Raw genomic sequence first — 18857 nt, forward strand, 5'->3', positions numbered from 1 at the left:
GGTCAATTGTACATACGGAGCCTGAGCCCAGATCCTTTGACATCGAACCTTATACACAGGAGAACGACGCAACACACAGTTCCCCTGTAAAGTGTCAAGAGGCTGAAAATTCGTCCTTGAGCGCCAGGTAAAGGCGCCTGAACCGGGTTTGGCGCTTTTTATTGTGCTCAACCGCATTGGTATCAGGCGAGACTGTCTCAATCAGTTCCGGCACAGGGCAGACCCTTGCGGTTACCACCGGTTGGTCGCCATATAGACAAAGACGCGCCAGCCGGGCAGCACCCAGGGCGGGTCCCACCTCGCCGCCACGGCGATAACTCAGTGGCATGTTCAATATATTGGCAAGCATCTGTCGCCAGAGCGGACTGCGGGCGCCGCCGCCAATCAGCGTCATTTCATTGATGGTAATACCCGTTGCGTTCAACGCTTCCAGGCCATCGTTTAATCCCATGGCGACACCTTCCAGTACTGCCAGTGTCAGCTGGGCGCGGGTTGTTGCGCCGGTCATACCAAAGAAAACGCCGGATGCCGTGGGATTATTGTGTGGCGTACGCTCACCGTTCAGGTAAGGCAGGAAATACAGACTTTCCTGGGGCTGAGCCTGTTCTGCTTCTGCCAACAGAGTTGGGACATCGACAGCGCCGGTCAGTTGGGCGAGCCAGTCCAGGCATCCGGCGGCGCTCAGCATGACGGACATAAGATGCCAGCGATTGGGCAGGGCATGGCAGAAACTGTGTACACCGTTGGCGGGGTTGCTGCGATAGTCGTCACTTACGACAAAAATGACGCCGGACGTTCCCAGGGACAGGATACCCTGACCCGGTTCGGTCACGCCGGTACCGATCGCGCCGGCTGCATTGTCACCACCGCCCGCGGCAACGGGTACGGGCTTCATGCCCCACTGTCGTGCAATATCGGGTTTTAAATAACCGGCGACCTGTGAGCCTTCCCTCAGTTCGGGCATGTGTTCGAGCGTCAGCCCGCAACTGGCGAGCATGGTTTCTGACCACTGACGTTTCGCAACATCCAGCCAGAGCGTACCGGCGCTGTCAGAAAGATCCGATAGACAGCAACCGGTCAGCTGCAACCGGATATAGTCCTTGGGCAGCAGCACTTTATGAATTCGGGAGAAAATCTCGGGCTCATGTTTCTGAAGCCAGCGCAGTTTCGGTGCGGTGAATCCCGGCATGGCCTGGTTGCCGGTAATTGCGCGCAATTCGGGTAGAAGCTCTTCCAGCTCCAGGCATTCCGCCTGGCTTCGGCCATCATTCCAGAGAATGGCGGGGCGCAGTGGGCGCAAGTCATGATCCAGCACGGTGGCGCCATGCATTTGCCCCGACAGGCCAATTGCTTGCACACCGGACAGATCATGTTGCTGCCGGAGACTCTCAATGCTGGCGCAGACGGCCTGCCACCAGTCATCCGGATGCTGTTCTGACCAGAGTGGCTGCGGACGGGAAACGGTCAGGGGAGCGCTGGCCTGGCCAATGATGGCATCGGTGTCAGACAGCAGAACGGTTTTGACACCGGAGGTGCCCAGATCAATACCAAGGAACATGCGCGTAATTGTTGCCGGAAGTGAAGGACTGTCACAGCAGGGAGCCTGCTGTCCTGAATGTAAGGTGTCCGCACAGACGCTGCGCTGTGCGGACCGGGCAATATCCCGCTACTCAGCCGCGGGGATTCTGTGCGTCGGGGTACATGATGACCTCAACAGGGATATCCGCGCTGGCTGGCTTGATGTTGTTCTTCAGGAAATCATCCAGCACATTCACGGCGTGTTCACCGATGTACTGGAAATCCTGAACGATGGTGACCTGCATATCGCCAGCATCCACCAGACGCTTGCCCTCAGAGGAACCGTCAAAGCCAATGATGGTGAAATTGTCCAGGTTGAAACGGCTGTCGTTCTTGATGGCGCCGATGGAGCCAATCGCCATGACATCGTTTTCGTTGTAGATCACGTATTTGCCTGCCGGATCCAGAGCGCTCAGTTTGGCTTCCAGTACGGACTGGGCCACGTCCTGGGCAAAGTCGCCCGTCAGGCGAATGTACTTCTGGGGATCGGCGGTCAGCGCATTCCAGGCAGCACCAGCTTCTGCGGATGTCAGGTAGTCAGTGAAACCTTTTGCGCGGGTGATGTGGGCGCTGTGGCCGTCCAGTCCCTGCATGTGAATGACACCGGTTAGCTCTTCCGGGTTGATACCGGACTTTTTCACCAGCCATTCGGCCGCGAACTTGCCGCCATCGACGTTGTCGGTGGCAACGCGGGCCAGCATGTCCACATTGGCGACGGTGGTGTCAACGGACACGATCGGGATGTTTCGATCAATGGCGTCATTCAGCACGCTGCGGGTGGCGTCCTGGTTCAGCGGGTTGATGATGATGGCGCTGACGCCCTTGGTAATGGCGTCTTCCACCTGGCTGGGCTGACGGGTGGCGTCGTTACCGCCGTCGTACACTTCAATGTTGTAACCCAGGGTTTTTGCCTGTTCGACCGCGGAACGCTCCAGCACGCCGAAGAATTCGTTGGAACGGTTGGAGATCATCAGGGCAATGGTCTTCTGATCAGTGGCGGTGGTGTCCGCACTGTTTTGATCAGAGCAGCCTGCCAGGAGACCGGTTGCGGCAAGGGTAAGGCAGGATACGGCCAGTAGTTTTTTCATGGTACGACGACGCTTCCTAATGACAGTGTGTGTAAGGTGTTACTTCTTCTTGATGTCGATGACGACAGCAAACAGGATGACCAGCCCCTTGATCACCTCCTGGTAGAACGAGGAGATGCCCAGCAGGTTCAGGCCGTTATTCAGGACGCCGATGATCAGCACGCCGATAAAGGTGCCGGTGATTCGACCACGGCCGCCGGTCATGCTGGTGCCACCGATGACGACGGCGGCAATGGCATCGAGTTCCATACCGACGCCGGCGTTGGGATAGATCGAGTTGTAACGGGCGATGTAAAGGATGGCGGCCATGGCGGAGAGCAAACCGCACAGCATGTAACCCAGGATCTTGATCTTGTCGGTCGGCACGGTGGAGAGCCGGGCCGCTTCCTCGTTACCGCCGGTGGCGTAGAGCTGACGGCCGAATACGGTCTTGTGCAACAGCACCATCAGGATGACCAGCACCACCAGGAATACGATCATGGAGACAGGCAGAATGCCGATGCTGCCCCGGTTGATCCACGCGATCATGGACGACACATCACCGATATTACGCACCGGCATGCCATCGGAAATGATCAGGGTCAGCCCGCGGTAAACGGTCATGGTAATCAGTGTGGCGATGAAGGGTTGCAGTTTGACCCGGGCAACCAGCAGGCCATTGATAAGCCCCAGGATAATGCCCAGCGCCAGCGCCACAGGCAGGGCAATGGCGATCGGCAGCTGGAAGTTCACCAGCATGACACCGGTCAGGTAACCGACGAGCGCCAGTACAGAACCGACGGACAGATCAATACAGCCCAGCAGAATGACAAACGTCATACCAAAGGCAATGAGGCCGTTAATAGACGACTGCTTAAAAATATTCTGCAGGTTATACAGCGAGAAAAAGTTAGGGTTCAGGCAGGTGAAGAGTACACACAGCCCGATCAGAATAACGAACAGGCCATACTTCTCATAAATCTCCGACAGGCTGGGCTTCCTGCGGGGGCTGACGGCGCTGGCTGAAAGGGTAGACATTACTGGGCACCTGTAAAAGCGTATTTCAAAACCTGGTCCTGGGTGAGGGTATCGGTGTCGGCGATTTTGACCAGCCGGCGTTGATGCATAATGGCCAGCCGGTCCGAGATACCCATCACTTCAGAGAGTTCACTGGAGACGACGATAATGGCGACACCCTGTTGTTTAAGTGTGTTGATGATGTCGTAGATTTCTTTTTTAGCGCCGATATCTACGCCGCGGGTCGGTTCATCCAGAATCAGGATGTCAGGCCGGGTTTCCAGCCATTTGGCCAGCACCACTTTCTGCTGGTTGCCGCCGCTGAGGTTTTTCAGTTTCTGGTCGCGGCTGCTGGTCTTGATATGCAACCGGGCAATGTGCTGATCCGTGGTGGAAACCAGTGCGGCGTCATTAACCAGCCCGTTTTTGCGAAAGCTGTCGAGCGAAGGCAGTGTCGTATTTTCGGTGAGGTTGAAGTCCAGTATCAGGCCTTCTTCCTTGCGGTTTTCGGTGACAAAGGCAATGCCGTGTCTGCTGGCGTCACGGGGGGTTTTGATGGTTACCGGCCGCCCGTGAATATGGATTTCACCGGTTTCGGCAGGATAGCTGCCAAAAATGCCGTGCATGACTTCTGAGCGGCCTGCCCCCATCAAACCGGCAAAGCCGAGGACTTCGCCAGCGCGCAGGGTAAAACTGACATCCTCGTACTGCCCCGCTGAACCCAGGTTGCGGAGTTCCAGCGCGATATCACCAGGTATGGCTTCACTGGCGGTGTAGAGGTTGTCGATGCTTCGCCCGGTCATCATTTTGACCAGGTCATCTTCATTCACGTCGGCGGTCTGGCAGGTGCCGATATAACGGCCATCCCGCAGGACGGTAATGCGGTCAGACAGCTCAAAGATTTCATTCATCCGGTGCGAGACATACAGGAAGCTGACACCCTGTGCCTTGAGTTTTCGCACAATAGTGAACAGTGTGCGGATTTCCTTGTCGGTCAGCGCCGCGGTGGGCTCATCCAGAATGATCAGGCGGGCGTTGATCAGCAATGCCTTGGCAATTTCGATCATCTGCTGATAACCGACACTGAGCTGTCGCATCAGGGTACCAGGCGACAGGTGTTCGAGGTGCAGTTCGTTAAGCAGCTCGACGCAGGTCTGGTTCATGCGCGGACGGTCGATGAAACCGAACCGGTTACGCAGTTCACGGCCGAGGAACAGGTTGTCGGCAATGGACATGTCGTTGATGACGTTCAGTTCCTGGTGCACATAGGCGATGCCCAGTTGCTGGCAGGCGGCAATACTGCAGGCGTCCACCGCCACGCCGTCAATGGTGACCGTGCCGCTGTCCCGGGTGTAGACACCCGCCAGGATCTTGATCAGGGTGGATTTGCCGGCGCCGTTCTCGCCCATCAGGGCATGCACTTCACCGTCGGCAATCGACAATGCAATATCGGTCAGGACATTCACATGGCCGAAAGCCTTGCAAATGCCTTTCATCTCAACGTTCAAGTGGTTGTCTCACTGGTAGTCTGAGTCCCGCGGAGAACGGAAACCCTGTCTGCGGGAGGGTAAACAGCGTTTACCGGGATTGCAGAAAAGCAGCCTATAGGGTGGCGAATTGAATCATTGTTTGTGTTTCTGATTATTGATGTTTATCAATGTTGGAAGGTGTTTGATGTTGTTGTGAGGTATTAAAAGCGTATGCGCCAGATCAATGATGTCAGAAACAGGCCCAGGAAGTATGGAGCAGCCATTGTCCGGCTCGGTCTGAATAAACGCGGATTATGGCCTGCAACCTTGACGGTTTTTACCCAACCGTTGGGATCCTGATGGCTTTCTTCAGCATAATAAAATGCGTCATATTGATCACCGGCTCAGCCCGAAGCAGGGCCGTGCCGGTGATGCATAGTGCACAGCCGCTTCAGGTACCGTAATCAAAGAGGTCTGATGTCTGCTTGAGGGGATTGTCTGGATGGAGTGCCTGTTCACCCGCCAGTCGGGCGATCACCGCTGCCGAAGCATTCAGCGCCGTCTGCAGGGCGCCTTCAATCCAGCCGCCGGACCAGGAAACGCTGTCGCCGGCCAGGTACACGCCTTTGTCGGTTTCCGGGTTTTTGACGGAGAGGAACTGGCTGTACAGATGCCGGGTTTCCAGGTCCTGCCCGGGGTAATTCAGTTTGAAGGCGCCGAAATAATTGGGTTCCAGCTGCCAGTCAACGTTCTTGTTGTCGCAGACTTCCTCCCTCAGTTTTGCGACAAATTCAGGGCAGGCGGACTCCAGCGAATTCAGCAGAATCTTTTCCCGGGTGCCGACATCCAGGGCAATCAGTTTGGTGGAATCATCGCCCCAGGTGTAGCTGAGCAGTACGACGCCGCTGTCGGTGCCGGGATAATCCAGGCAATAAACGCCCCGGCAGAGGCCATCCGTTTGAATGTTTTCCGGCAGGTTGCGGGATTTCCATTCCTCACTTTTCCAGAACTTGGTGCGGGTCCGCAGAAACAGCTTGGACGAGTTCATCAGGTGAAGGTTCTCAACGGCAGTGATCTCGTCGTTATTCAGCGGAGAGGTCTCGACCGGGTTGGTCAGCCGCAGATCAATTTCCATGGAGCGGGTCGTGGTGGCGACGATGACGGCATCGTAATAGTCCGTGCAGGTATGTCCGCAGGGATCAACGGATATCAGTTCAACCCGGCCATCCGGCTTGCTGGTGACTGATTTCACCGGCTGGTTGAAACGGATCTGGCTCCAGGTTTCCAGGGACTGCGGCGTACTGTCATGGATGGGGGTCCGGGTGGAATAAAGACCGTCGATCAGCTTGTCCATGCCTTCGGGATAGAATTCCTGGGAATCTTCCAGGCCATTAATCACCAGCCGGGCGATCTCGGCGAAGTTAACCGCATACAGCGGACCGAAGCCGCCGGAACCAATGCCCAGCGTGCCGAACAGGTCAAACTCCCTGGCCGTCCAGTGGGGAAACTGTTGTTTCAGTGCGCCATAGAAACTGAGGTTGCTCCAGCCCGTGTCTTTGCCGGTCAGCAATGCCTGCCATTGTGTCTGTGCCTGGTCAAAGTCACCGTTCTTGAGGTTGTTGGCGATCGGTACCATGGTGTTGGCGACCAGTGATTCCCAGTCTTCCTTTACCGCCCGGAATATCGCCGGAACATCCTCACCCTCGTGCCAGTTATAGGTTTTGCCCTGGTACTGAAGCCGCGTATCGACAATGCCGGGATCCGGGAATGGCTCCGAAGGCATTGCGAACAAATCGGCAAAATACCTGAAAATCTGCTCGGAAGGGGGAACCCGCATGGCGCCCATTTCAAACAGGGCGTTCGGCTCGTCTGTGCAGTGGTGTGTCCAGATCCTGCCGCCGACCCGGGCTTCCTCGGCTTCGTAGATATCGGGTTTTAACCCCATTTTCATCAGGAACCAGGCCGAGGCGAGCCCGGCAGGTCCTGCGCCAATAATGGCAATTTTTTTATCGCCGCACAGTCTGGCCAGGGATTCCGGGCCGAGGAATCCGCCGTGGTCATCAAGGAATTTTCGATGGTCGTAGAGAATATCGATAAAGCTTTTCTGGAGTTGGTCCGATTCTGCGCGGGGTAATCCACTTTTACGGGTAACAAAGAACGTCATCGCTTTTCCCTTGCCTTGTTATTGTGCGTTTTATTCGTTGGAATAACGGCTTACCGCAGCCTGTAAACTAACGTTACCAGCAAAAAATCAAATGCCTGTATCCTCAATTTTGATGAGTGAGTCACAATTGGAGAGAATTAATGCACTGAAATTGTGCAGAAATGATTGTGTTTGCGTGACGCTGCCATCTTATTCGATGACGCTTAGCTTTCATGTCATTAAGAGATTGTCACTGGTGACTTTGTTTTCATTCTTTTTATAGGGTATTTTACGTTCTTGCTGTTGCGAGGGAGACCGCGATGCACCTGACAGGAACAAAACTCAGAAACCTGTATGACATTATTGATTTATTGAATCAGTCAGATTCGAGCAGTGCTTTGCGTCTGCATCTCGGTTATCGACTCCTGGAACTGCTGGAAGCAGATTTTTATGCGTCATTTGTATGGAATGAGCAACAGCAATGTTTCACCGAGCGTGTGTCCATCAATATGGATAACAACAACCTCAAGTGTTATGAAGACTATTACCAGTTTAATGATCCCATCACATTCAAACTGCAGTCCCTGGGTAAAGCCAGTAGCGTAAACGAAGTGATCAGCCAGGCGGAGCTGGTCAAAACCGAGTTTTATAATGATTTCCTGGGTAAAGATGGCCTGCATTACGGCGTGAATATGTACGCCCTGGATAATGACCTGAATATTGGGGATCTGAGAATCTGGCGACATGCCGGCAGGCGTAATTTTACGCAGAATGACCTGGAAATCCTGCAGACACTCAGGCCATACATCACCCAGGGATTAAAACATATCGGGCAAAATGACGTAGAGGCCGCTGCAAATCAATCTGCACAAACGATCAATCCGGAACGGTTAACAGACACCTATGCGCTGACAGCACGGGAAGCTGAAATAGCCACGAAAGTATTAATGGGTAAAGGGGATAAAGCCATTTCTTACGAGCTTGATATTAGCTTTGCCACCGTGCGAACCCATATGAAGAATATTTTCTCTAAACTCTCGGTACAGAATCGTACCGCGTTGGCGCATAAATTAATGACATCGTCGGGGTAGTGTCAGGATTCATTCATTGATAGGGTCATTCGGGATCAAACACATGTCGAATATTTTTTGTTCGCTGGTGATTCCTTGATAGCGAGCAACGGGTTGATGCACTGTGTTTCTGATGATTGATGGGTAATCATCTATTTGGCCAGGGTTGATTTCTGTTACCAAAAAAGTGTTCTATAGTATTACGAAACATCGTGATGCAATTTTGGTAACTGGCTGTCGTGCTTACTTGAGCGTGATAAAACGGTTGATGATGTACCCGCGTGTTTAGAGGCGGGGCTGCGTGGCTCTCATGGCATGTTGCAACATGTTCGGTTAAATGTCCGGGGCGAAGAAATATATATTCGCAATCTGGAAAATCACACTTGAACGTATCGTTGTTGCTGGTGTGAGTGAGTGAGTTCATGAATTTTATGGTTTAAACCATGCTCAAAAGTGGCCATGCAAAATTCCTGTTGATCATTTTTATGGCGGCATAGATATTTTCGATTGCGACTGCCTTCGATTGATTCTGATCTGCGATGTGCTGATTTCCAGTGTTCTATTAAAAGGTCTGGGTCTGGGAAGACGTCTCTTGCACATAAGTCACCAAGCCCACAAGTGTAATGATTCTTATTGTTTTTATCTGCTCTGATGTGATCCCGGAGATCACTGGAAAATGTCTTTATCTTACCCATGTGTTCAATGCATGCCTCGCAAGAGTTATTGTAAGATGGAGTATGATTGAGGAAATCAATGTAATGATAATACGCAGGTTGAAGATGCACCTCTTGAAGATGTCTCTCATATAACCCTTTATGCGAGTCTATTTGAGAGATTAATTGTGTGCATCTGACACATTCAGTCTCAGTGCTCGTTTGGCGATTTTCATCGGGTTGTTCTGGCAAGTTTTGTGTTGATTGCCTGAATCTGATGGATGTGAAAGTGACTGTATTCATAATGTTTGATGCCTGATTTTTTGAGTAGAAGGACTTTCCCGAAATAACTGAGGCTAAAGTGCCTTAAAGTGTAACGTCTTCAAATTAGGTATCTTCTCGCGCTATTAGTTCCTGTCTGGTTAACCAATCTGTCAGTATCGGTTATGAATAAAGACAAGAAATTCTTTGTCTTTTAACGTGAAATTTCTGCTAATCATGAAAATGATTCCCAATGAAGATCCTTTGCCGCGGAGACTGAATGAATCTGGGAATACTGACAATATGCGAACCCTTCAGGGTGCGTGTTTGTCTTATCCCTATACTCAAGCGGCCTGATGAGTAACAGAAAAGTGAGAACTGTGAAATGGTCCCTGCTATTCGAACAGCCCGATACGTAACTTCAGTTATGTCTATACTCAAGCGGCCTGATGAGTCCAACAGAAAAGTGAGCAGCTAAAATGTCCACTCATACCGCTGAGATCGTGGTCAAACTGAACGATATTCTTGAACATGAACTGGCCGGCGTTGTGCGATACACCCATTACAGCTTTATGGTGTTTGGATACAGTCGAATACCGATTGTTGGATGGTTCCGCAGTGCGGCCCAGGAAACCCTGGCTCACGCCCATGAAGCCGGGGAATTGATTACTTACTTCGGTCAACACCCCTCGATCAGTATTGGCGAATTACTGGAAACCTCCCGGCATGATATCCACGATATCCTGACAGAATCACTGCAGTTTGAGAAAGAAGGCGTGGCCCATTACTACGAGCTGCTGGCATTGGCTGAAAAGGGAAAATCTGTGCTGATCGAAGAATACGCCCGACGTTTAATCACGGAAGAAGAAACGCATATCGGTGATATCGATAAAATGTTGCGTAAGCCCGGCGAGATAGCCAGTGTTGTCTGACGGTAGCGGTATTTCAATGGGTAAAGCAGAGAGGTTACAGCAAACAGTCCGGGACGTTGTTTAAACTGGCCCTTATGACTCAAACAGTGAAGCCCTGGTCCGGGGTTGTTCAGGCTCCAGGCTTGAACCAAACCCCTGATCGTTTTCATTCGGCGATTTTCCAGGTGGGTAACCAGGTGCGTTAATTAAGCCGAAGCACTGACAAGCCCACAAGCATACCCAACATTTATTCATCAAAACAAGAGAGACTATGTCCTATTGAGTATGGCGCTGTTTACAGATGTTTCAGTGTAGTGACTGACACTCTGCTGGTATTAAACGGCGAAATTAAACGGGACAGGCAAAAAACTGATAATCCCCTTTTTCTCGGTGGTTTCGGAAGGGCTTATGCCAGAAGCTGCAATCCTCCCTGAACCCGTGAGCATACATCTAAAACCCGTCTCATTCAGGAGATTTCAGCAAAACAGCAGGTAGTCATTATGGAAGCGAGTAAACTGACCGCTGCCCCTACAGGGGGGAGTCATGAAGGTCAAAAGCCAACAGGTTCAGAGGTTTCAGCCAGTTCGGGAACGGGGAGGTTAATGCCTTCAGACGCATCGGGGGGATGCGAAACAGGCAAGTCAGTCCATGAAAGAGCGGCAGCGGTACATAATCCTGGAAAAAGCGAAACCGAAATGCGTGTGATGCAATCTGCCCAGGCCCCGTTTAGCGGCTGCGATATCAAAAATATTAAGGCGAAAGAGATATTTTGGAATTTTATCAAGTACTCGCACCCGGAAATCATGGAAGGCTTGTTAGAATCTAAAAAGAAAAAGCTGGAAGCATTGATGAATTTCAAGACAGATCTGCCAAAAGATAAAGATCAAAAGATAGAATTTTTATCGATATCTGTCAGGCTGAATACTAAATACACTTATACTGCTGATAAAATTTACCAGAACAATCCCCTCCTGGTAACACTATTGCCCCGGGCAATGACCCTGGTTTTTGATTTTCAAACTGGCGAGTTTATCCATGCCATTCAGGGACCCTGTAAATTCTCGGGAATAGATACCCGTTATGACGATGATCATGAAGATCGGGATGTCATCGGCAGCGTATATGATGCGGAAAAAACCAGACAATGGATTCAGAAAGGTTGTTGTTCCATTGTGAGTTGTATCAAGGCGAACGGCACATTTTCCATTGTAAAAGCCAAAAGGCACCAAGGAAAAGTCCTGCTGACAGCGGGTACAAAAAACGTACATAAAACAATCTGGGCTGAAAACATGAAGGATTTTATCCCGCCATCAAGAGAAAAAAATGAGATTTATTATAAGGCGCTTGTGAGTATATTTAACGATATCGTCACTAACTGGGAAAACATCCAAAAGCTGATGGATCGTTTTGAAGAAGGGTATAGCCTGGTAGGCGAACTTGAAGACGGTCAGCATTTCATGAAGGGTGACAATACCATCAGCTGGTTCGGCCTGTTTAAACTCGGACGGCCGGACAATACCATCAAGACGCTGGCTACACTCAGGCAACACGGTATCAAAACGGTTGACTATGAAGAGGTATTTAAACCGGGCGACGACCAGGAAAAATTTGAAGCAATGGTCAAAAACTATCGATTGAAAGACAATGAAGGCGTCGTACTGTATATCAGGAACACAAACACCAATGAAACCCAGTTGCTGAAAGTTAAGACCATCCCGTATGTCGTCAAGCGAATGGGTCGGCAACAATACATTAATGGCACGCACCAGATGCCTGGAATCATCAACAGGTTTATTGAATCCGCGGATTATCATCAATTGACAACGGACGCTGCGGCAAGGGTAATCCATCGGCTGATGGATTTTGGTTTCTGGATGATCGAAAAACAGTATCCCTGCAGGCTGCTCATGCAGATTCCTGGCGAGAAATACGAGGCCTGTTTCAATATGAGCGGCTTCAACGATGTCTGGCAGGAATATCTCGCCGAGAAACACTTAATGGATATAAAAATCACATCCTCGGACCTTGGCGAATTTGATAAGAAAGCCTTTCTCAAATCCGGGTTGCTTTCGCCCTATAAGGAAAGGGCTGCCGGGAAGGAACCATTCATTGTGTTTCTGCAGGGTGTCCAGGGATCAGGAAAAACAGCCATCGCTCAAACACTGTGTGAAATGTTACCTGACTGTGACTTCATTGAGCAGGACATGTTTTGGGGAGATACCAACGCTACCCAGGGAGCGCTGTATCACATGATCAGGAAAGATAACGGTCTCAAGACCATTATCGTCAGTCGATGCAACGCAAACCTGAACCATTACATGAAATATATCGCGTTAGTGCAGAATCTGCGCTGCAGGTTTATGTTTGTGGCTTCCAACCAGGCTAAAACGTGGCTTGGCCTGATGGTGGGCATAGCCGGTATCATCAGACGGTCAGAGTGTATGGATTCGTTAGTGCTCGGAAAATTTACCAAACCATTCGAAGATGTCGTTAAAAGGGCTAGCGATGTCTGGAGTGAATTCTCATCCTTTTCCTATGGTTCAAAAAAAGCCGCAATGGTAGATACGATTAAACATGATGAAGCGCTGGCAATCCTGGCGAAAGGGGCGCTGCACAAGAAAAAAACAGTTGACCAGAAAAAACAATTTTTTCAGGAAAGGCAGGATGCGTTAATGGATTTAAAGCGTCCCATACGCGAGATTGCACACGACATCTGCAAACATATCAATAATCCCGGCCCTGAACATGTGATCACGTCATGCCTGGGGGGCATATCTTATGTCGCGTTAAAACTCCATGAAATGGACAGGCGGCAGCTGCTGGATATCGCCGATGGTCATGTATCGCCAGAGGCGAAAGGACAAATGCATTGTGAACATTTAACGCAGCTCTTTATCAGTAAGCAGGTTCGATCTTCCCTGATGAAACCGTGGGATACTTCCCGGGGCATCATCGGAATGGATGAAGAAAAGATCCTGGCGCACGGTACCCCCTGCCAGATCAGTGTCGATGCGCTCGTCATTGAAATAGCGTCAGGTTCATCGGCATTCAGGGTTTCAGGCGTCACAACAATGACAGACGGTATGGATGTGGATGTTGAAATACAGTCAAAAACGCCGCATATCACGGCTTACGTCGCAGAGGACAAAAGGGCGGATGACTCGAAGGGTTTTGTGAATTCAGAGGATAAATCCCTGGTCAATGTCATTCCCATGGGGAGTACAAAGCTTGCGGCCACCGCTGAGTGGCGGTAATGCAGGATGGGAGTACCGGGCAAATAACCCTTATGCTGAATCTCCCTGGAATCAGGCCTGATCCGGCGTCGTCCGTTAGCCGTCAACGTCGCCGGTCAGGCAGGGTTATAGCCGGTTACAGGATATACTGGTTGATCGTTGCCGCACCGGATTCATGGGCGCGGTAGTAAACCCGTAACGCGTTGTTGTCATCCAGATCGAAACGGGTTTCTTCCAGCAGGCCGTTGGTTTCAGCGGTCATCAGCGCGGAGGTGATGGCGTCTTTCCTGAAGGCCTTGAAGTGGCTGTAATCGGCTTTCAGCGCTTCCATGACGTCTGCCACGCAGGCTTCCTCAACCGTGGTGAAATATTTCAGCAGTGCGTAATTAAGCGGCTTCATACAGGCCTACCTCTTTCTTTTTCAGCAGATCCATCGGGTTCATGGCGATCACGAAAATACCCACGACCATCAGTACGGCGGCGGCCCAGGCGATCGGCGGAATGGTCCAGCCGTCCAGTCCGAAGATCACGCCGAGCAGCAGCCAGCAGCAGAACGGACCCCAGAAGGAGAAGGTGCCGTTACAGGACATGCCCAGCGCCGCGCCGCACATGCTGGTTCCCTTGTACCAGAACATGAACGTCAGGTAGGCGCACAGGCCGGCAATGATGAACCAGAGGGTGGAATCGCTGTTGATAAACGACTGCTGCACAAGGCTGAGCGTGGCGATGTCGTGGTTGGACATCATGCCGAACAGGGGCACCAGGATGATCAGGTTGGTCATGCCGGACGTCACCTGGCGGATAGTGATGCCGATTTCAGAATCGATCATGGACGTGCCGTAGCCGCAGACACAGCCTTCAATACCCCAGCCCAGCGCGGCGATAAAGCCGAAGAACAGGCCGACCATCAAGCCTTCCGGCGCTTCACCGCCGAGGCTGGTGCTGGCAATCATGCAGCTGGCGATAAAGCAGATCAGGATGCCGAGCATCATGCGGGAATTGAGTTCCTGTTTGAACAGGAAGCGACCCAGGATGGCGCCGATGGCCGGGCAGAGTGCGCTGATCGGCACGATGATGGAACCGGCTTTCTGCAGGCCGATCACGTAGGCGGTGCTGGCCAGCGGGCCGCCGATAATGGCCGCGACCGCCATGATCATCCCGGGCCGTGTTTTCATGCAGCGAAAAAAGTCGCCCACCCGTCCCCGGGCGGTGGCGAAGCCCAGTGACCAGACGGCGCTGAAGGTATCGGTGGTGGCGGCGCCCAGCGCGCCAAGCAGGTAGGTGATGGCAAAGGCTGACAGGCCGGCGGTGTTGACGCCGTACCAGTCGACCCAGCTGCCGGTGGACATTCCCAGGGTCATGAAGGCTGTATAACAGCCGTAGAACATGCCGGACAGCAGGGCGATGATGATGCCCCGTCGTTTGAAATCAAAATCCAGTTTGGCCTTGGCCTGGTGGGCCATCATATTACCAGTGGCGACTGCCCCGCTCATCGATTGGGTTTCCTATCTTGGTTACTGTTCAAGCCGGTGTCATGCTCTGGTCAAACAACTCAACTGGATTTAAACGCGCAGGAACCTCTCGAGAGTAAAAAAGTCAGGCTCCCGATTAAATGTATAGACTGGATTGAGTTCTTTGAATGTGAAAGCACATGGTCATCTTTGAATCGCTGACATGTGTCAGTTCCGAGCATTATTCCTTTTCCGGTATTACCTTTGATTTAATTGACCGATAACGGTTGATTAAATCATTGTTATGCGGGGCGCATACTTGCAGATTTCCTGGTGGGATAAACTGATATAAATCATTTCTTGTGATTTATTGTTTGTAATTTGTTGATTTATTAAAAAATAGGCGTAATCAAAATAGAAAATAATATTGTCTATGCCTACTGGTTTTTGAGCATTTCCTGCCGGTTTTGGGCGTTTTCTGCTTCTTGTGCCCTGAATCAACAGAATATGGGTGCTTACCGGTGAGAATTATCAAATTTGTCGTTTCTTTATTGATTCTTCTCAAAGGTTAAAACCGTTCAATGCGTATTATCTCGTTCTGAATTTGTTTGGTGGCGTTCACTCTTGTTAGACGTTTTATTGTCCTGACTGACAAATCACACGTGCACGACTTTCAAGCGGGTTCATGGCTGATGTTAACGCCTGTCATCACTGATTCGTGAATGATACGGCGATTTTATTGTATCGGAGAGCCCGATGAGCAACGCATTAGGGATGATAGAAACATGGGGTGTGGTGGCCAACCTGGAAGCGACCGACGCCATGTCCAAATCAGCTGATGTTGAAATGATCGGTTACGAAAATATTGGCTCGGGCTTCGTAACCACCATGGTCCAGGGCGACGTAGGCGCCGTACAGGCCGCCGTGGATGCCGGCGTGGAAGCCGCCAAGCGGGCAGAAGGGTATGTCACCTCGGCCGTGATCCCTCGCCCCCACGACACCGTCAAAAAGATCATGGTTTTGCATAAACCGTAACCTCCTTGTCGTCAGGAGCTGTAAATGAGTAATGCGCTGGGGCTGATTGAGACCAAAGGCCTTGTCACCTGCGTCTATGCCACGGATGCCATGTGCAAGGCTGCCAACGTGGAATTGATTGGCTATGAAAACGTCGGTTCAGGCCTTGTATCCGCCATGGTGAAAGGGGATGTGGGTGCCGTCAGGGCTGCCGTCGATGCTGCCGTCGCTGCGGCCAAAGACGTTGGAGAAATGCAGACGGCACTGGTAATTCCCCGCCCCCACGATGACGTAGAGCGGATTGTGGCCCAATACCTCCTGGGTGAATAAGGGCTGACGATCAGATTCATTGTAATAGCCCCAGGACGGATTAACAGGCCCTGAGGCTTTCCACTTAAGGCTTTAGTTCGCGATGACCACGATGCAAAACACCAGCATATTCGACGACCAGCGCTTCGGTTCCACGTCCCCGTCAAACACTTCCCTGGACGGCGTCAGCGAAGAAACACTTCGCCAGCTGGTCCGGGAGATCATCCAGCACCTGCCAGCCGCCAGCGGCAAGCAGCCGGAGCCAAGTCCTGCTTCCGGCAAACTGATGGAAGGCTTGACGCCCCGTATGCAGCGCCTGCGGGATCAATACCTGAAAGCCCGTCCGAGTGTCTCTATTTACCGTGCACTGGCATTTACTGAAGTTGCCAAAAAGAACCCCGGCTTGCCGCCGATCATGCTGCGTGCAAAATCCTTCCGGGCCGCATGCGAAACTGCACCGCTGCTGATTCAGAATGACGAGCTGATTGTTGGTCATCCTTGCGGCAAGCCACGTGCTGGTGCCTTCTCCCCTGATATCGCCTGGCGCTGGGTGGAAGAAGAGCTCGACACCATGAGCACCCGTCCCCAGGATCCCTTTGAAATCTCCGAAGCGGACAAGCAGGTCATCCGGGAACAGATTGTGCCTTTCTGGACCGGACGTTCTGTCGATGAAGTCTGTGAAGCGCTCTACCGTGAAGCCGGTATCTGGGAATTCAGCGGTGAGACTTACGTCAGTGACCTGTCCTATCACCAGATCAACGGTGGTGGCGATACCTGCCCCGGTTTTGACGTCCTGCTGGTGACCAAGGGCATGAACGGTATCAAGGCGGATGCTGAGGCTCGCCTGGCCACCCTGAGCATGGAAAACCCGGGTGATATCGACAAGATCTATTTCTACAAGGCTGCCATTGATACCTGTGAAGGTGTGGTGACCTACGCACGTCGTCTGGCCGAGCACGCCCGGACACTGGCCGGTCGTGAAACCGACCCGGCCCGTCGTGCCGAGCTGATGGCCATTGCCGAAGTGAACGACAATGTGCCTGCGAATCCGCCCAGGACTTTCCACGAAGCCCTGCAGGCTGTCTGGACTGTTGAATCCCTGTTCGAGGTGGAAGAGAACCAGACCGGCCTCTCCCTGGGCCGTATGGACCAGTACTGCTACCCGATGTATGCCGCCGATATTGAATCCGGCCGTCTGACCCGTGACAAGGCGCTGGAACTGATGCAGGCGTTCATCATCAAGTGTTCCGAGATGATGTGGATGTCCAGCGAACTGGGCGCCAAGTACTTTGCCGGTTACCAGCCATTTATCAACCTGACCGTCGGTGGCCAGAAGCGTACCGGTGGCGACGCCTGTAACGACCTGACCTACCTGATGATGGACGCTGTGCGTTTCATCAAGGTGTACCAGCCATCACTGGCTTGCCGTATCCACAACCAGTCTCCACAGGAATACATGGAGAAGATCGTTGAGGTGGTGAAAGCGGGTATGGGCTTCCCGGCCTGCCACTTTGATGATTCTCATATCAAGATGATGCTGCGCAAGGGCTTCGATTTCGAAGATGCCCGAGACTACTGCATGATGGGCTGCGTGGAACCCCAGAAGTCAGGCCGTATCTACCAATGGACGTCTACCGGTTACACCCAGTGGCCGATTGTCTTTGAATTCATTCTGAACCGCGGTCGTATGACCCTGTATAACAGTGTGCAGGGTATTGATACTGGCAGCCTGGACAGTTTCAAAACCTTTGAGGATTTCGAAGCAGCAGCAAAAGTTCAGATTGCCCATATTGTGAAAATGTCTGCTATCGGTACCGTGATCAGCCAGCGGGTTCACCGTGACATGGCGCCCAAGCCGCTGATGTCACTGCTGGTGGAAGGCTGCATGGAAAGCGGTAAGGATGTTGCCGGTGGTGGCGCCGTGGTCAACCATGGCCCGGGTCTGATCTTCTCCGGTCTGGCGACCTATGCAGACTCCATGGCTGCGATCAAGAAGCTGGTCTTCGAAGACAGAAAGTACACCCTGGAACAAATGCGTGATGCCCTGGAAGCCAACTTCGAAGGTTATGAACAGCTGCATCGTGACTGCATCAATGCGCCCAAGTACGGCAATGACGATCCCTATGCGGATGAGTTTGCCCGTGAAGTGACCGAGTGGACTGAAAAGGAATGCCGCAAGTACCAGATGCTCTACTCAACAATGAGCCACGGTACCCTGTCCATTTCCAACAACACGCCGATCGGTGAACTGACGTCTGCGACGCCTAATGGCCGTAAAGCCTGGATGCCGCTGTCTGACGGTATCAGCCCTTCACAAGGTGCGGACAAGTGCGGTCCTACCGCGGTGATCAAGTCCGTCAGCCAGATGAACGTGGAATCCATGAACATCGGCATGGTGCATAACTTCAAGTTCCTGAAAGGCCTGCTGGATACGCCGGAAGGCAAGAATGGCCTGATCACCCTGCTGCGTACCGCCTCCATCCTGGGTAACGGTCAGATGCAGTTCAGTTATGTGGATAACGAAGTGCTGCTCAAGGCGCAGAAGGAACCGGAAAAATACCGTGACCTGATCGTCCGTGTCGCTGGTTACAGCGCGTACTTTGTTGAACTGTGCAAGGAAGTTCAGGACGAAATCATCAGCCGTACTGTGATTGAAGGCTTCTGATTGGATGCCGGCAACA

At 52.0% G+C, this 18857-nt stretch carries 13 protein-coding genes; 6 read left to right on the forward strand and 7 right to left on the reverse strand.

The window, feature by feature from the left end; all coding sequences use genetic code 11:
- Positions 1 to 94 precede the first annotated feature (94 nt).
- The 5 genes from xylB to AC27K1_RS14010 form a co-directional block, all read right to left on the reverse strand.
- The gene (gene xylB / locus AC27K1_RS13990; RefSeq protein WP_487151386.1) at positions 95 to 1558 is read right to left on the reverse strand and encodes a xylulokinase; all 1464 of its coding nucleotides are present in this window, start codon (positions 1556 to 1558) and stop codon (positions 95 to 97) included.
- Between the two features lie 112 nt (positions 1559 to 1670).
- Positions 1671 to 2666 carry a sugar ABC transporter substrate-binding protein gene (locus AC27K1_RS13995; RefSeq protein ID WP_487151388.1) on the reverse strand — a complete coding sequence of 332 codons (996 nt, stop codon included), beginning with the start codon at positions 2664 to 2666 and terminating at the stop codon, positions 1671 to 1673.
- Positions 2667 to 2705: 39 nt separating this feature from the next.
- The gene (locus AC27K1_RS14000; protein ID WP_345198236.1) at positions 2706 to 3683 is read right to left on the reverse strand and encodes an ABC transporter permease; all 978 of its coding nucleotides are present in this window, start codon (positions 3681 to 3683) and stop codon (positions 2706 to 2708) included.
- Entirely contained in the window at positions 3683 to 5158 is a 1476-nt protein-coding gene (locus AC27K1_RS14005) for a sugar ABC transporter ATP-binding protein (RefSeq protein ID WP_487151390.1), read from the reverse strand. The genes AC27K1_RS14000 and AC27K1_RS14005 overlap by 1 nt, the downstream gene beginning before the upstream one ends.
- Before the next feature lie 424 nt (positions 5159 to 5582).
- A complete protein-coding gene (locus AC27K1_RS14010) occupies positions 5583 to 7295 on the reverse strand; it encodes a flavin monoamine oxidase family protein (RefSeq protein WP_487151392.1) in 1713 nt (570 codons plus the stop codon).
- Between the two features lie 299 nt (positions 7296 to 7594).
- On the opposite strand from AC27K1_RS14010, the gene AC27K1_RS14015 reads away from it, so the two are divergent.
- The 3 genes from AC27K1_RS14015 to AC27K1_RS14025 all read left to right on the forward strand — a co-directional run bounded on the left by AC27K1_RS14015 (position 7595) and on the right by AC27K1_RS14025 (position 13423).
- Entirely contained in the window at positions 7595 to 8365 is a 771-nt protein-coding gene (locus tag AC27K1_RS14015) for a helix-turn-helix transcriptional regulator (RefSeq protein ID WP_487151393.1), read from the forward strand.
- A 1372-nt stretch (positions 8366 to 9737) separates the two neighbouring features.
- Positions 9738 to 10190 (forward strand): ferritin-like domain-containing protein, encoded by a 453-nt coding sequence (locus tag AC27K1_RS14020; protein ID WP_487151394.1) that lies wholly within the window; start codon positions 9738 to 9740, stop codon positions 10188 to 10190.
- A 479-nt stretch (positions 10191 to 10669) separates the two neighbouring features.
- Positions 10670 to 13423 carry a hypothetical protein gene (locus AC27K1_RS14025; RefSeq protein ID WP_487151396.1) on the forward strand — a complete coding sequence of 918 codons (2754 nt, stop codon included), beginning with the start codon at positions 10670 to 10672 and terminating at the stop codon, positions 13421 to 13423.
- Positions 13424 to 13538: 115 nt separating this feature from the next.
- Here AC27K1_RS14025 and AC27K1_RS14030 read toward each other — a convergent pair whose 3' ends face one another.
- Together AC27K1_RS14030 and AC27K1_RS14035 are read right to left on the reverse strand one after the other, a co-directional pair.
- Positions 13539 to 13802, reverse strand: coding sequence for a hypothetical protein (locus AC27K1_RS14030; protein WP_487151397.1), 264 nt, complete (start codon positions 13800 to 13802; stop codon positions 13539 to 13541).
- Positions 13789 to 14895 (reverse strand): hypothetical protein, encoded by a 1107-nt coding sequence (locus AC27K1_RS14035; RefSeq protein ID WP_487151399.1) that lies wholly within the window; start codon positions 14893 to 14895, stop codon positions 13789 to 13791. The genes AC27K1_RS14030 and AC27K1_RS14035 overlap by 14 nt, the downstream gene beginning before the upstream one ends.
- Positions 14896 to 15609: 714 nt before the next feature.
- On the opposite strand from AC27K1_RS14035, the gene AC27K1_RS14040 reads away from it, so the two are divergent.
- The 3 genes from AC27K1_RS14040 (at position 15610) to cutC (ending at position 18841) form a co-directional block, all read left to right on the forward strand.
- The gene (locus AC27K1_RS14040) at positions 15610 to 15888 is read left to right on the forward strand and encodes a BMC domain-containing protein (protein ID WP_395179662.1); all 279 of its coding nucleotides are present in this window, start codon (positions 15610 to 15612) and stop codon (positions 15886 to 15888) included.
- A 24-nt stretch (positions 15889 to 15912) separates the two neighbouring features.
- Positions 15913 to 16197, forward strand: coding sequence for a BMC domain-containing protein (locus tag AC27K1_RS14045; RefSeq protein WP_487151401.1), 285 nt, complete (start codon positions 15913 to 15915; stop codon positions 16195 to 16197).
- An 82-nt stretch (positions 16198 to 16279) separates the two neighbouring features.
- Entirely contained in the window at positions 16280 to 18841 is a 2562-nt protein-coding gene (gene cutC, locus AC27K1_RS14050) for a choline trimethylamine-lyase (protein WP_487151402.1), read from the forward strand.
- Positions 18842 to 18857: the final 16 nt, after the last annotated feature.

This window comes from Kistimonas ophiarachnellae, assembly GCF_057552235.1.

Coding starts and splice junctions, on each gene's coding strand:
- xylB (WP_487151386.1), bottom strand. CDS start 1,558: ATGTTCCTTGGTATTGATCTGGGCACCTCCGGTGTCAAAACCGTTCTG.
- AC27K1_RS13995 (WP_487151388.1), bottom strand. CDS start 2,666: ATGAAAAAACTACTGGCCGTATCCTGCCTTACCCTTGCCGCAACCGGT.
- AC27K1_RS14000 (WP_345198236.1), bottom strand. CDS start 3,683: ATGTCTACCCTTTCAGCCAGCGCCGTCAGCCCCCGCAGGAAGCCCAGC.
- AC27K1_RS14005 (WP_487151390.1), bottom strand. CDS start 5,158: ATGAAAGGCATTTGCAAGGCTTTCGGCCATGTGAATGTCCTGACCGAT.
- AC27K1_RS14010 (WP_487151392.1), bottom strand. CDS start 7,295: ATGACGTTCTTTGTTACCCGTAAAAGTGGATTACCCCGCGCAGAATCG.
- AC27K1_RS14015 (WP_487151393.1), top strand. CDS start 7,595: ATGCACCTGACAGGAACAAAACTCAGAAACCTGTATGACATTATTGAT.
- AC27K1_RS14020 (WP_487151394.1), top strand. CDS start 9,738: ATGTCCACTCATACCGCTGAGATCGTGGTCAAACTGAACGATATTCTT.
- AC27K1_RS14025 (WP_487151396.1), top strand. CDS start 10,670: ATGGAAGCGAGTAAACTGACCGCTGCCCCTACAGGGGGGAGTCATGAA.
- AC27K1_RS14030 (WP_487151397.1), bottom strand. CDS start 13,802: ATGAAGCCGCTTAATTACGCACTGCTGAAATATTTCACCACGGTTGAG.
- AC27K1_RS14035 (WP_487151399.1), bottom strand. CDS start 14,895: ATGAGCGGGGCAGTCGCCACTGGTAATATGATGGCCCACCAGGCCAAG.
- AC27K1_RS14040 (WP_395179662.1), top strand. CDS start 15,610: ATGAGCAACGCATTAGGGATGATAGAAACATGGGGTGTGGTGGCCAAC.
- AC27K1_RS14045 (WP_487151401.1), top strand. CDS start 15,913: ATGAGTAATGCGCTGGGGCTGATTGAGACCAAAGGCCTTGTCACCTGC.
- cutC (WP_487151402.1), top strand. CDS start 16,280: ATGACCACGATGCAAAACACCAGCATATTCGACGACCAGCGCTTCGGT.